General features: G+C 66.1%; 15 protein-coding genes. 5 read left to right on the forward strand and 10 right to left on the reverse strand.

Translation table 11 applies throughout. The annotated features are described in order from the left end of the window. The 3 genes from QM517_RS05645 to QM517_RS05655 form a co-directional block, all read left to right on the forward strand. Positions 1-482: metalloregulator ArsR/SmtB family transcription factor (locus QM517_RS05645; RefSeq protein WP_308208888.1), on the forward strand; the 482-nt coding region annotated here is incomplete at its 5' end. Then, complete coding sequence (locus QM517_RS05650) at positions 479-1,090, forward strand: cadmium resistance transporter (RefSeq protein ID WP_108320784.1); 612 nt, start codon at positions 479-481, stop codon at positions 1,088-1,090. The genes QM517_RS05645 and QM517_RS05650, both read left to right, overlap by 4 nt. Then, positions 1,087-1,614, forward strand: a complete 528-nt coding sequence (locus QM517_RS05655) for a signal peptidase II (protein ID WP_164878281.1) — start codon at positions 1,087-1,089, stop codon at positions 1,612-1,614. Before QM517_RS05650 ends, QM517_RS05655 begins: the two co-directional genes overlap by 4 nt. 81 nt (positions 1,615-1,695) lie before the next feature. Here QM517_RS05655 and QM517_RS05660 read toward each other — a convergent pair whose 3' ends face one another. The 8 genes from QM517_RS05660 to QM517_RS05695 all read right to left on the reverse strand — a co-directional run bounded on the left by QM517_RS05660 (position 1,696) and on the right by QM517_RS05695 (position 9,470). Next, positions 1,696-2,568: a F510_1955 family glycosylhydrolase gene (locus QM517_RS05660; RefSeq protein WP_283285852.1), complete on the reverse strand. Its 873-nt coding sequence runs from the start codon at positions 2,566-2,568 to the stop codon at positions 1,696-1,698. A gap of 64 nt (positions 2,569-2,632) precedes the next feature. Beyond that, positions 2,633-3,238 (reverse strand): DUF305 domain-containing protein, encoded by a 606-nt coding sequence (locus QM517_RS05665; protein ID WP_108320503.1) that lies wholly within the window; start codon positions 3,236-3,238, stop codon positions 2,633-2,635. 89 nt (positions 3,239-3,327) lie between these two features. Then, positions 3,328-3,780, reverse strand: a complete 453-nt coding sequence (locus QM517_RS05670; RefSeq protein ID WP_108320502.1) for a DUF6153 family protein — start codon at positions 3,778-3,780, stop codon at positions 3,328-3,330. A gap of 108 nt (positions 3,781-3,888) precedes the next feature. Then, complete coding sequence (locus QM517_RS05675) at positions 3,889-4,293, reverse strand: four-helix bundle copper-binding protein (protein ID WP_283285856.1); 405 nt, start codon at positions 4,291-4,293, stop codon at positions 3,889-3,891. A gap of 93 nt (positions 4,294-4,386) precedes the next feature. Next, positions 4,387-6,537, reverse strand: coding sequence for a heavy metal translocating P-type ATPase (locus tag QM517_RS05680; protein WP_283285858.1), 2,151 nt, complete (start codon positions 6,535-6,537; stop codon positions 4,387-4,389). Then, positions 6,534-8,840: a heavy metal translocating P-type ATPase gene (locus tag QM517_RS05685; protein ID WP_083709106.1), complete on the reverse strand. Its 2,307-nt coding sequence runs from the start codon at positions 8,838-8,840 to the stop codon at positions 6,534-6,536. Before QM517_RS05685 ends, QM517_RS05680 begins: the two co-directional genes overlap by 4 nt. Beyond that, positions 8,837-9,160 carry a cation transporter gene (locus QM517_RS05690; RefSeq protein ID WP_058233654.1) on the reverse strand — a complete coding sequence of 108 codons (324 nt, stop codon included), beginning with the start codon at positions 9,158-9,160 and terminating at the stop codon, positions 8,837-8,839. The genes QM517_RS05685 and QM517_RS05690 overlap by 4 nt, the downstream gene beginning before the upstream one ends. A 28-nt stretch (positions 9,161-9,188) precedes the next feature. Further along, on the reverse strand, positions 9,189-9,470 hold the full coding sequence (locus QM517_RS05695; protein ID WP_058233655.1) for a metal-sensitive transcriptional regulator: 282 nt from the start codon (positions 9,468-9,470) through the stop codon (positions 9,189-9,191). An 89-nt stretch (positions 9,471-9,559) separates the two neighbouring features. Here QM517_RS05695 and QM517_RS05700 point away from each other — a divergent pair, with 89 nt between their 5' ends. Next, entirely contained in the window at positions 9,560-9,937 is a 378-nt protein-coding gene (locus tag QM517_RS05700) for an ArsR/SmtB family transcription factor (RefSeq protein WP_076677834.1), read from the forward strand. Then, positions 9,934-10,605, forward strand: coding sequence for a cation diffusion facilitator family transporter (locus QM517_RS05705; RefSeq protein WP_076677837.1), 672 nt, complete (start codon positions 9,934-9,936; stop codon positions 10,603-10,605). Before QM517_RS05700 ends, QM517_RS05705 begins: the two co-directional genes overlap by 4 nt. Before the next feature lie 71 nt (positions 10,606-10,676). Here QM517_RS05705 and QM517_RS18585 read toward each other — a convergent pair whose 3' ends face one another. Together QM517_RS18585 and ccsB are read right to left on the reverse strand one after the other, a co-directional pair. Then, positions 10,677-12,509 (reverse strand): cytochrome c oxidase assembly protein, encoded by a 1,833-nt coding sequence (locus QM517_RS18585; RefSeq protein ID WP_181373634.1) that lies wholly within the window; start codon positions 12,507-12,509, stop codon positions 10,677-10,679. A gap of 110 nt (positions 12,510-12,619) precedes the next feature. After that, positions 12,620-13,603: a c-type cytochrome biogenesis protein CcsB gene (gene ccsB, locus QM517_RS05715; protein ID WP_256334329.1), complete on the reverse strand. Its 984-nt coding sequence runs from the start codon at positions 13,601-13,603 to the stop codon at positions 12,620-12,622. Positions 13,604-13,608: the final 5 nt, after the last annotated feature.

Raw genomic sequence — 13,608 nt, forward strand, 5'->3', positions numbered from 1 at the left:
TGACCGCCGCCAAACAGCACTGCAAGAACACCGCCAAAGAGCGTCATCAGTCACAACATTCCGGCACCTCGTCGATTGCCCCGTGGGTGGTGCGAAACCGATCGGTTTCGCACCACTTATTAATCGGCAGTTACCGATATGATCGTCACATGCCGATGACACAAGAGCTCGCAGCTGCTGTATCTCTGTTCCACTCTCTTGCCGATCACAGTCGCCTGACGATCCTGCGTCGGCTGTCCGTTGGTGAAGCGCGGGTGAGGGACCTCACCGACGAACTCGGCTTGGCGCAGTCAACCGTGTCAGAGCACGTTGGATGCCTCCGCGAATGCGGACTCGTTGTTGCCCGCAGTGAGGGCCGACAGAACTTTTACTCTGTCTCCACTCCCGAGGTGATCGATGTTCTCGAAGCGGCCGAGCGACTCCTCGCCGCGACGGGTTTCAAGGTCGATCTGTGCAAGACGTACGGGAGCGACGCCCGATGATCGGAACCATCGTGGCCGCCATCGGCCTGTTCGCGGCGACGAACATCGACGACATCGTCGTCCTCACCGTTCTGTTTCTCGCGTCCGCACGCGGAGCCCTCCCGGGATGGAAGGTCGTGGCCGGACAGTACCTCGGCTTCATCGCTCTGGTCGCAATCAGCAGCCTCGCCGCCGCAGGCCTCACCATCGTTCCGGATGAATGGGTCGGGCTGCTGGGCCTGGTCCCACTTGCGATCGGTGTGTACGGGCTGATTCGTACGCTCCGACATCGCGGCGACGATGACGACGACGACGAAAGCTCCATCAGCGCCGGGGGCCTGCTCGGAGTTGCCGGCATTACCATCGCGAACGGTGCCGACAACATCTCGCTGTACACACCTGTCTTCCGCACCAACCCGGTTCCGGACACCATCGTTACCATCATCGTGTTCTTGGTACTCGTTGCCGTGTGGTGTCTTATCGCCCGCTTCGTGGGTACCAGCAAGGCTGTCACAGAGGCTCTTGAGAAGATCGAGCACTGGCTCGTGCCGGCCGTGTTCATCGGGTTGGGTCTGTACATCCTGGTCGAGTCCGGCGTGATCGTTCGTCTCATCGAAGTCCTGTCGTGAGCAGGTTCACACGCCTCCTCGCTGCCGCTGCTGCCGTAGTTGCCGCCTTCACGGTCGACCAACTCACCAAAGCGTGGGCCCTGTCCTACCTCGACGGAGGCCGTGATATCGACCTTGGGCTGGGCGTATCCCTGCGCCTCGTGTTCAACCCTGGGGTCGCATTCGGTCTCGGCGGCGATGTGGGAGCGCCGCTTGTCGTCGGCGTTATGGTCCTTGTCGCCGCGCTGCTCACGTGGATCGTCATCCGAGTGCTGCGGAGGCAGAGCATGGGCGCTACTGCGCTGCTGGCTGCCGCCCTCGGCGGCGCGATCGGCAACCTGTGGGACCGCACCACACGCGCTGAAACCGGACCGCTCAGCGGAGAGGTGGTCGACTTCATCGCTGTCGACTGGTTCGCCATCTTCAACGTGGCTGACATCTTCACAACGCTCGGCCTGCTCGGGTGGGCAGCCTTGTATCTGCTCCGTCGAGACCACGCTCCCATCAGCGGGAGCACCGGTGACGGTTCCCAGCACCGCGGCTGATCTGGGAACGAGGAGGGCCCGCACGGGTATTCGTGCGGGCCCTTCGCGGGTGGCGGAGGGCGGTGCCCGCCGCGATGCGCGTTACTGCTGGTAGGGGATGAGGCTCAGGCCGCTGTCATCGACGACGAGGATGTCGCCGTTGTTGGTGATGGTGACGGCTTGGGCGGTGCCGTGGATCGTTCCGACTTCGAACCAGTTCTGCGCTCCCGCGGTTGTGGCCCAGATCCGTCCCTGGGTGCCGATACCGACCACGCGGTTGTGGTCCGGGGAGGCGCTGAGCCCGGCAAGAAGGGGAGCATCCGGCCACGCCTGAAATGTGGCAGCCCGGTCGGTGCTGACCAGCAGACCATCCGCGGTGGAGGCCATCACTCGCCCTGCTGCGTCAACGGCGAGCGACATGGCGTAGACGGGTGCCCCGGTGGGCTGCCAGGAGACACCGCCGTCTGTGCTGGTGAGCATTTCATTGGCGTCGGTGGCGACGCCGTAGAGCGTTCCGCGGGGGTCCGCGGCGAGGGCGTGAAAGTCTTTCTCGCCTGTGAATGCGGTGGGTTGCCAGCTCTGCCCGTTGTCGGAGCTTCGGATGATGCCCAGGTTGGGGGCTCCCAGCTCGGGCGGGGTGGTCCGACCGGGGTGGCCGGATGCCACGAGTGTGTCGTCGAGGACGGTCAGGCCCATCGCGTCGAAGTCCGTCTTCGCCAGGCGGGTGCCCAGCTCACCGTCACGGGTGACGGTGAAGATGCCCTCGTGGGTTCCGATGAGGAACCCATCGGTGGCGGGGTCATCAACGATGCCGTGCACGTGTGTGAGCGGCTGCTCGGGGTGGTCGTCACCGGTGAGGGACGGTGAACTGGCGCAGCCTGCGAGAGCGAGCGCGACCATGGGGACGAGGGTGACCAAGGACAAGGCGCGGGTGCGGGAGCCCGGCGCGGTGAGGTTGGTGTGGTGGTGCTGCATTGGGGGTGCGTTTCGTCTGATCGGGTGGTGGGGCGCGGTGGTTTTCCGCGCCCCACCCGGGTGATCAGAGAGTTGCCAGAAGCTCCTCCATGGTCGCGATTTCGGACGTCTGCGATTCGACGATCTGGTTGGCCAGGGCGACGGCGTCGCTGTTCTGGCCGTTGCTGGCCTCTTCCTGGGCCATCTCGATCGCGCCGCGGTGGTGTTCGATCATCTGCTGAAGGAACAGTCGGGCGGCGTCCGTGCCGGTGGCCTGCTCGAGGGCCTGCATGTCGTCCTCGCTCATCATGCCGCCGCCGCTGTGGTCCATGCCGCCCATGTCGGAGGAGGTGGCTCCCCAGTCCTCGAGCCACCCTTCCATGGTCGCAATTTCAGGCTCTTGAGCGGCCTTGATCTGCTCCGCCAGGGCGGTGACGCGCTCGTCGATGCCGTCTTTCGACAGGAGCGTGTCGGACATCTCGATCGCTTGAGTGTGGTGCTCGATCATCATGCTGGCGAACATGACGTCCGCCTCGTTGGCGTCCGCGGACTGCGCGGGGCTAGCACTGCTGCTGCTGCCGTGGTCCATTCCGGGCATGCTGCCGCCCGAGGTGGTCCCGCCGGAGCATCCGGCGAGAGTGAGCAGGGCGGCGAGAGTGAACGCGGCGGTCGCCGCGGCGCGGGTCTTCATGGTGGTTGTCTCCATCGGTCGGTGATGAGGCACGACGGTTGTCGTGCGGGAAGATGCGTTGCCCGCGCGGAAGGCGGGCGTACGCGTCATCACGTGCGACTGATGCAGAGAACCGTGAGGGAAGGTGGCGGGACAATCTGTGCGGGCGCGGGCCACCGGGCCTGTACCGCGCGGAGTACGTCGTCTCGGACGGTAATGCGCCACCCGATACGGTGACGTGCGAGCACGAGCACGCTGACAAGCAGCGCCAACACGCACGCCATCCAGGCCATGGCGTGATCGTCGCCACAGTCGCCGCAGCCGTCGTCGTGGGCGGCGGTCGTGTTCAGCTGGGCGGAGAGGGGCGACGCATCGTGATGGGTCGATACCTCTCCCGCGACAGCCACCGTGTCGCCATGTCCGGAGGCGGTGGTGTGGGTGTTGAGGGAGTGCATTGCCAGGAGCCCCACGATGACGGCGCCGGTTACAGCGATCACCATCAGCAGGGTGCGGGTGAATGCACGCTGGCCACGCACATGCTGCGCGAGGGTAATCAGCGACATCTTCACCTCCTGGTCGGTTTCTAGGCTAACTTTCGCCGGCGAGGGCGGGTGGGCCGCTTGACGGCCAACGCGCGCTTTGCCCGCGAGTGGGTGACGGGAACTGGTGGGTTACAACGCCGCGAGGAGGTCGTTGCACGCCTGCTCGCAGCGGCGGCATGCCTCTGCGCAGACGCGGCAGTGCTCGTGCATGTCGGCGTGCTGCTCGCATTCCTGCGCGCACGCGGCGCACGCGGTGCGGCATGCCTCCACAACAGCGCGAACCACATCGGCGTCCACCGTCGTCTGTCGAGAAAGCACCGCACCGGTCGCGGTGCAGATGTCGGCGCAGTTGGCGTTTTTGGTGATGCACGTCACCAGCTCGGCCACCATGTCTTCTGACAGGCACGCGTCGGCACACGCGGTGCAGGTCTGCGCGCATTCGATGCAGGCCTCAATGCAGCGGGCGAGTACGTCCGCGGCCTCAATGGACGCGGCCTTGGGGTGAGTAGTGAGCATCTGATCGATAGCAGTCATGTTCGCTGGTCCTTTCCCGGGGACCGTCCCCGGCGCCTGCCACGATACGAGCGGGCGACGGGGACGATTCGGGGGGTTGCGGGCGCGGGGAAACTACTTCGCGGCGACGGCTTGCGGGCTGAGGTCGAGCCGACGCAGGAGTTGCGCGTTGAGTGCGACGACGATCGTGGACAGCGACATCAGGATCGCTCCGACGGACATGGGGAGGACGAACCCGATAGGGGCGAGCACTCCGGCGGCGAGGGGGACGGAGATGAGGTTGTATCCGGCGGCCCACCACAGGTTCTGCTTCATCTTCCGGTAGCTGGCCCGCGACAGGTCGATCACGGACAGCACGGAGCGGGGGTCGTCGCTGGCGAGGATGACCCCGGCGGACGCGATGGCGACGTCGGTGCCCGCGCCGATGGCGATACCGACATCGGCTTGTGCGAGGGCGGGTGCGTCGTTCACCCCGTCGCCGACCATGGCGACCTTGCGGGATTCGTTCTGGAGCTGCTTGACCTTGGATGCCTTGTCTTCTGGGCGGACCCCGGCGAAGTAGCGGTCGATGCCGAGGTCGGCGGCGACGGAGGCGGCAACCGCTTCGGCGTCTCCGGTGATCATGACCACCTGCACGCCCCGCTGGTGCAGCGCGTCGACCGCAGCGCGCGATTCGGGGCGGATCTCATCCGCCAGGCGCAGCGCTCCTGCCACCTGCCCGTCGATGAGAACGTGGAGGATGATCGCACCCTCCTTGCGCCACTCGTTCGCGATCGACCGCTCAGCGGCCTTCTCCTGCTCGAGCATGTAGGGGCCGCCGACCTGGACGGTGCGCCCGGTGACGTGCGCGCGGACACCGACGGCCGGGGACGATTCAAAGTCGTTGGAGGAGGGCACGGTGAGCTGCTTCTCTTTCGCGGCGTTCATGATCGCCCGAGCAAGGGGGTGTTCAGAGTCCGCCTCGGCGGCGGCGGCCAAAGCCAGCAGTTCGTCTGCATCGACCCCTTCGGCAGGGTCGATCGCGGTGACGGCCGGCGTTCCCTTGGTAAGGGTGCCGGTCTTGTCGAACAGCACCGTGTCGACGGTGCGCATGCTTTCCAGCGCGAGACGGTCCTTGATCAGAACACCGCCGCGCGCGGCACGCTCCGTGGCGATCGACACGACGAGCGGGATCGCCAGCCCCAAGGCGTGCGGGCAGGCGATGACCAGAACGGTGATGGTGCGGATGACCGCTTCGTCGGGGAATCCCACCAGGGACCACACCACAGCGGTGACCGCTGCCGCGCCGAGCGCGAACCAGAACAGCCACCCCGCAGCACGGTCCGCGAGCCGCTGCGCGCGAGAGGAGGAGTTTTGAGCCTCAGAGACGAGCTTTTGGATGCCCGCGAGGGCGGTGTCCTGCCCGACCGCGGTGATTTCTACGCGAACTCCGGAGTCGGTGGCGACCGTGCCGGCGACGACCTGATCGCCGTCGCCGCGGCGAACGGGGCGGGATTCTCCGGTGATCATCGACTCGTCCATGCTGGCCGAGCCCTGCACGATCCGCCCGTCCGCGGGAACCCGCCCACCGGGGCGGACCACAACCACGTCACCGACCTGCAGCTCAGCGGGGGCGACGGTGACGGTGGTTTCCCCGTCCACCTTCTCGGCCTCGTCGGGCAGGAGCGCGGCGAGGGAGTCGAGGGCGGAGGTGGTCTGGGCGAGGGATCGCATCTCGATCCAGTGCCCGAGAAGCATGATTACGACCAGCAGCGCCAGCTCCCACCAGAAGTCCAACTCGTGGTGCAACAGCCCGAGGCTTGCCCCCCAGGACGCGAGGAACGCGACGGTGATCGCGAGGGCAATGAGAAGCATCATGCCGGGCTTGCGGGCGCGCAGCTCGCTGACGGCGCCGGTAAGGAACGGGGCGCCACCCCAGACATACATGACGGTCCCGAGAATCGGGGACACCCATCCCACCCACGCCGCGTCCGGCAGCGGGTAGCCGATCAGCATCGAGAACATGCTGGAGAAAGCCACGACCGGCACCGCGAGAACCAGCATGATCCAGAACAGCCGCCGGAACCGGGCGACGTGATCACCGTGACCGGCGTGACCGCCGTGGTCGGCGTGACCGTGCCCGGCGTGCCCCGCCGCAGGTGCCCGATCATCCGTGCCGTGCGGGTGGCCCATCGCTACGTGGTCGTGTACTGCCGTTGCCGCCGGAGCGTTGTGGCCCTGGTGGTTCGTGCGGGCCGAGTGGTTGTGATGTTCGTGCTGGCTCATGGGAGCCTCCTTCGCTGGGTGCGCCGCCACGGCGCACGATTCAGGTTCGGTTGGGGCATGGGAGTGCGGGCGATGTGCACGGGTGCCGGCTCGGGGCGGAACCGGCGCAGCCGGAGGCTGTTGGTCACGACGAACACCGACGACAGCGCCATGGCCGCCGCGGCGACGAGCGGGTTCAGCAGCCCGGCCATGGCGATCGGGATGGCGGCGACGTTGTAGGCGAAGGCCCAGAACAGATTGCTCTTGATGGTGCGGAGGGTGCGGCGGGAGAGTCGGATCGCGTCGGCCACGACGGTCAGGTCGCCGGAGACGATCGTGATGTCACTGGCGGCGATCGCCGCGTCCGTGCCGCCCCCCATCGCAAGGCCGAGGTCGGCTGCGGCGAGGGCCGCGGCGTCGTTGACGCCGTCACCGACCATTGCGACCACGTGGCCATCGTTTTGGAGCCGGCGGATCACTTCGAGCTTCCCGGCGGGGGTGACGCCGGCGTGCACGTCGGAGATGCCGACCTCAGCGGCGATCCGTGCGGCCGTGGTGTCGTTGTCGCCGGTGAGGAGCACCGGGCGCAGCCCGAGTGCGCGGAACAGTGCGATGGCGGTCGAGCTGGTCGGCTTCACCGTGTCCGCCACGCCGATCGCGCCCAGGTACCGCCCGTCGCGGCCGACCGCGATTGCGGTACTGGTACGAGCGAGCGTGTTCAGCTCCGCTGCGGCCTCCGACGGTGGGTGGATGCCCCACTGCTCGGCCAGCCAGGAGGCGCGGCCCGCGACCACCGCGGCGCCGTCCACGATCCCCTGCACACCGAACCCGGCGTGCGAGGCGAAGCTGTCCGCATATGCACCAGGCGCGGTGGCGGTGATCGCGCGGGCGACGGGATGCTCGGAGCCCGCCTCGACCGCAGCGGCGACCCGCAGCAGCTCGTCCCGGGTGACACCAGGGGCGGGGTGAACGGTGGTGACGGTCATCTTGCCGGTGGTCACGGTGCCGGTCTTGTCGAGCACGATGGTGTCGACGGTGCGGGTCTGCTCCAGCACCTGCGGTCCACGGATCAAGATTCCCAGCTGCGAGCCCCGGCCGGTGCCCACCAAGAGGGCGGTGGGGGTGGCGAGGCCAAGCGCGCACGGGCACGCGATGATTAGTGTCGCGACCGCGGCGGTGAACGCTTGTTCCAGCGATGCCCCAGCGATCATCCAGCCGACGAAGGCGGCGGCGGCAAGTCCGATGACGATCGGGACGAACACGGCCGACACCCGGTCAGCGATGCGTTGCACCTTGGCCTTGCCGGTTTGGGCTTCCTCCATCAGCCGGCGCATGCGCGCGAGCTCGGTGTCGGCGCCGACCCGGGTGATTTCTACGGTGAGGCGGCCGCCGACATTCACCGTCGCTCCTACGACACGCGACCCAGTCGTCACCTCGACGGGGACTGATTCTCCAGTGAGCATGCTGGCATCGACGGCGGAGGCACCATCGATCACCAGCCCGTCGGAGGGAATCTTCTCCCCCGGTCGAACGAGCACAGTGTCTCCGACCGACAGCTGCGCGACCAGCACCATCCGTTCGGCGCCGTCGACGAGCTGCGTGGCGTGCTTCGCGCCCATCTCCAGCAGCGCCCGTAACGCCTCCGACGATGATTTCCTCGCGCGCGCTTCGGCATACCGCCCGGCCAGGATAAAGACGGTGACCAGCGCGGCCACTTCCAGATAGATTTCGTGGCCCCCGGCCTGCGGGGTACCGACGAGGGTGAACGTCATCGTCATGCCGGGCACGCCTGCGCCACCGAAGAACAGCGCGTAAAGGGACCACCCGAATGCGGCGATGACGCCAACGCTGATGAGGGTGTCCATGGTCGCCGCGCCGTGTCGGGCGTTGACGGCCGCGGCCCGGTGGAACGGCCACGCGCCCCAGACCGCCACCGGGGCGGTGAGAGTGAGGGCAAGCCACTGCCAGTACTCGAACTGCAACGCCGGGACCATCGACAACACTGCCACCGGCAGCGACAGGGCGGCACTAATCAGCAGACGCCGCCGTAGCGCCCCGACCTCGCCGTCCTCTCGGTTTGGGGTGTTCTCATCGATATCACCGCTCGGTGGCGGTGCGGGGAGAGCCGCCTGGTACCCCGCGGATTCGACGGCGGCGATCAGGGTGGCAGGGTCGACGTCGTTCCCGCGAACACGTGCTTTTTCGGTGGCGTAGTTCACCGTTGCTTCCACACCGGGAAGCTTGTTCAGCTTGCGTTCAATCCGGGTCGCACACGACGCGCATGTCATCCCGGAAATATCGAGTTCGACGTCGACCGCGCTCATGCGGGTGCGCCGGCCAGGGTGTAGCCGGCCTCCTCCACCGCGGCCCGCACTGCGGCGGCATCGATCGGGGTCAAGCTGTGGATGGTGACGCGCGACGTACCGCCGGCGTTGAGGTCTACCGTGACATTCTCGACACCGTCGATCGCAGTCAGCTCCTCCGTGACGCTCGACACGCAGTGCGAGCATGTCATTCCGGTCACCAGGACGTCTTCTGTCACCGTCGCCGCGGTGGACGCGGGTGCGTCTGTCGCTGCGGACGTGGCGCAGCAAGCGCAGCCGGCGTTGGTGTCTTTCAGGCCGAGGTCGATGCGGTCGGTCATGATTTGCTCCTCTGGGGTCGGTGCGGGATCAGGAACGGACGAGCCGTGCAATCGCGTCGTTGGCCTCACGAATCTTCTCTGCGGCAACCTGGCCGCCCTCTGCGCTCGCCTCCGCGACGCAGTGGCGGAGGTGATCCCCGAGCAGGGATAGAGCAACCGTCTCCAAAGCCTTCGTCGCGGCGGAGACCTGCGTAAGGATGTCGATGCAGTACTTGTCTTCATCGACCATTCGGGCGATCCCTCGTACCTGACCCTCGACGCGACGCAGCCGCTTCTGGAGGTCGTCTTTGTTGCCCTCGTATCCGTTCACCTAGATACCATACCCCCCTAGGGTATGTAGCGCAACACTCCTATTCATCCCCCTGCGCGCGTCCACCGGAGTGGGCCGCCCAACCGGGGATGATTATTCAGCAAGTCCTGTACTGTCGACACGTGTCCACAGCCACTGCGACTGCCACCGTGACGCATACCGCCGCGCTCGCGCGCCTCGGCCACGCGCTCTCCGACTCCACGCGCGCGGGCGTGCTGCTGGCACTGCGGGAAGCACCCGCCTACCCCTCCGACCTAGCGGACGCTCTCGGCGTCTCCCGACAGGTCATGTCGAACCAGCTCGCGTGCCTTCGAGGGTGCGGGCTCGTGGAGGCTGTGCCGGATGGGCGGCGCACCTGGTATCGGCTTGCTGACTCTCACCTCTCACCCGCCTTGGACGAGCTGCTACGCGTCGTCCTCTATGTCGAACCGGGCTGCTGCGCCGGAGAAAGCTGCACCTGCGCATGACCACCACGACCTCTCGCCCCACAGACGACCGCCGGCACACTCTCCAACGCCGCATCAAGTGGATCGTCACCGCGACGATCGCCTACAACCTCATTGAGGCCGTCGTCGCGATCACCGCCGGCACCGTCGCCTCATCGGCTGCGCTGATCGGGTTCGGCCTGGACTCCACGATCGAGGTCCTCTCGGCGGCAGCCGTGGCCTGGCAGTTCACCCGCCGCGACCCCGAGCGGTGGGAGAAGGGCACGCTGCGCGTCATCGCCGTGGCGTTCTTCGCCCTCGCCGCCTACGTCACCGCGACGTCGGTGCTCGCGCTCGTGGGCCAGGTCGACGTGCAGCACTCCACTGTCGGAATCGTGCTCACCGCGCTCAGCGTCGTCATCATGCCATTCCTCTCGCTGGCGGAACGACGCGCGGGCCGCGAGCTGGGATCGGCAACCGCTGTGGCCGACTCCAAGCAGACCCTCATCTGCACCTACCTGTCCGCCGCGGTTCTCGTCGGCCTCATTGTCAACAGCCTGTTCGGCTGGTGGTGGGCCGATGCGATCGCCGGACTCGTCATCGCCGCCTTCGCAATCCGAGAGGGTATCGAGGCATGGCGCGGTGACGCCTGCGCCACCTCCGTGGGGATGCTCCTCGAGGAGGAGCACGACGACGACCATCACCGCTGAGCGGGTAGAGCACCTCAGATCAGCCATGACGGCTTCTGTCGCACGCCGCATGAGGAATCTAGGACGTCGTTCTACCGCGCACGGGAGAGGAACACCACCCACCCACCCAGAACGACCGCGATCGCGGAGCCAGCAGCCAGCACCACTCCACCGAAGTCTTGGTCTTCGGCTGGTGCTCTACCCCAGGTGCGGCCCATCGCACCGAACCAGTCGGCGGCTACTAGACCGGCAGTAGAGATGTACACAGATACAACCGCCATCGCCACAGCTAAACCGACGACCATCAGCAGCTTCATCTGTGTCGGCCGGCGGCTGGACCCGTCACCACCTATCAAGCCACGCACGAGCAGAGATCCCACGACGAGGGTTGCTGCCGTCGCCATTTGCCGCCCTAGGAGATCCCCTACTGTCCAACGGAGGAGGTCAGAACTGAAAAGCAGCCAAATCAACATCGCGGTGGCCGGGACAGCGACCACGGGTGCCGAAGCGAAACGCACACCTCGCGAATGCATGAGCACCTGCGCCCATTCATACCCTCCCCTGCTGCCGTCTTCGCGGCGATGGGCTGCCTTGCGGGCGAGCTCGATTGGCGCCCCGGCTGCGAGAAGGGGCACCACCCCGACAAGGAGAATGACTATCCCAAGAACGTGCGCACTGTAGATGTAGCTACGGTAAGCGCCCAACGCTCCGCTAGTGACCCATACCAAGAGGAGCGTCCCTGCCACCCACGCGGTCGCCCGCCAGGGGTTCCATCGGTACCCACGCGCCTTTAGCCGCAGCACAGCGCTCACGTAGAAGATGAGTCCGAGCACGGCGGCAACTAACCACAGCAGGTCGGGGCTCCACGCCGTGAACCAACGCGACATAGTCCACTCAGGAGGTAGCGGAGCGCCGGTGAGTACCTCAGCGGGTGTGAGCGCGCCTGCAGGTTCGGGGAGAATCGGCGGCGGTGTTCTCGCGAGAGCGGCAGCCGCTCCACTAGCCATCCCCATCAATCCCAACTCCGCACACAACAGCAGCCAGAAAGTCTTGGCGTCGCTGGGGTTGGCGCGCATCCTTCGGAGTAGACGCAGTCGGTAGATCGCCCCCAGAACACCGATAGCGGTGAGGGCTACAACCTTGACGATAAGGATGAGGCCGTAAGGGGAGGCGAGAGCACCGAGAGTTTCTAGGCCGATGGCGGCTCGAACCGTGCCCGAGAACGCGACGAGCGCGAAGGCAATAACGGCGATGGTGGAGTACCGCATCAGAACTGTCGCCATCTCACTCTTGGAAGTGACGGAACGAATGATCGCCAGCAGCAGCAGACCACCGAGCCAGACCGCTGCGGCGATGAGGTGTATGACGATGGCTGTCGTGGCTTGCTGGTGAGAGGCCTCATCACCTGAATGGCCTTGTGTTCCCATCGGGACAAGCGCTGCCAGCGCGAGAAGTGCCACGGTTGCTGTCCCGCCCCACGAACGCACCGCAAATGTGAGCACCGCGAGAATGGCACCCGCGATGGTCGTCATCAACCACACACGTCCCCCCTCGGTCTGCACGAGGTACCGGCCAAGCTGAGACCCAAATTCGGGACCGGCATTCAAAGCGGGGTTGAAGATGACCATGAAGCTGAAGAAGCCAGTAGCAGCAGATGCCACGGTGAAGATGGCGGCAGATAGCGCAGCAACATCCAACGCCAATTCAAACCCGCGCTGTTCGACGCGCAACGAGAACAAGGCGACAAAGAGCGCCCCTCCCATTCCCGCGGCGCTCATGTTCACGACGAGCTTTGACACTGGCAGCCCCCACCGTGCGAGGGGCCCGGCGTCGGCCAGTTGCAAGGGGGCAGCGCCACCGCCGACTGCGAGAGCGCACACCAAGGCAGCGACTGCGCTGACGACGAGGATGATGAGCGCAATCACGCGGTACACGTTCCACCGGCGCGGTTGCAGAGACGGAAGCCGCGTGGAGCCAGGTGCCCCCACCCTTACCGTCGAGTGGGCGTGCCCGAGCTTAGCGCCGGAAGTAGGCATCAGTTCAGCCCCGAATAGGCATGCAGACCCTTGAAGAACATGTTCACGGCGGTGAAGTTGAACAGCACCGCAGCGAACCCCACGATAGACAGCCACGCAGAACGGTTACCGCGCCATCCACGGGTGGCACGAGCGTGGATGTACCCGGCGTACAGCACCCAGATGATGAAAGTCCACACCTCTTTGGTATCAAAACCCCAGAAGCGTCCCCAGGAGTCGTTTGCCCAAATCGCGCCGGCAATCAGGGTGAAGGTCCAGAAGATGAAGCCAATGATGGCGAACCGGTAAGCCAGGGCTTCCAGATCTTCAGAGGTGGGCAGGGTTCGAAGCAGGCCCCGCCGCGTGTTGACGGAGGGGCGACTCTCACGCCGGTGTTGCAGAAGTTGCGTCACGGACAGGCCGCACGCGATGGCGAACAGCGCAGTCGCAAGGGAGGCCACGAAGACGTGGATGACAAGCCACACGCTACGCAGCGGGTCCATCAGAGGGGTGACCTCGACGTAGAACCCCAAGGTCGCACCACCCAGAAGAAGGACGACCATCCCAAGCAAGAAGGAGCCGAGGAAACGCAGGTCGTACCGCCGAAGGGCGAAAAGGAACACGCCGACGATGAGAAGAGTGCCGGTGAGTGCGAATTCGTACATGTTCGCCCACGGCACACGAGCTGCGGCGATGCCTCGGAGGACATCCCCGCTCAGCTGCAGCGCGAATCCCAAAATGGTGAGGGCGGTTCCGATACGTGCCCATACGAGACGTTCGCGCTCACGTGGCGGCACTTGCAATTGCACCGCGGCCGCCGGGGGCGCCACCGGTGGAGCCACGTCCCCGACCGTCACGAGTTCCGCAGCGGGCGCCTCGACGCGAGACACGCGCACGGCAAGGTCGATGGCATACGCCGCAAAGGCGAGCGCGTAAACGCCGATGGCCGTCCACACCATCAGCAGGGACAGCCCATCAAGGGTGAGGGCGGATGATTCGGTCACGGGTG

Source organism: Microbacterium sp. IEGM 1404 (assembly GCF_030056775.1).
In the GTDB taxonomy this organism is placed as follows: Bacteria; Actinomycetota; Actinomycetes; order Actinomycetales; family Microbacteriaceae; genus Microbacterium.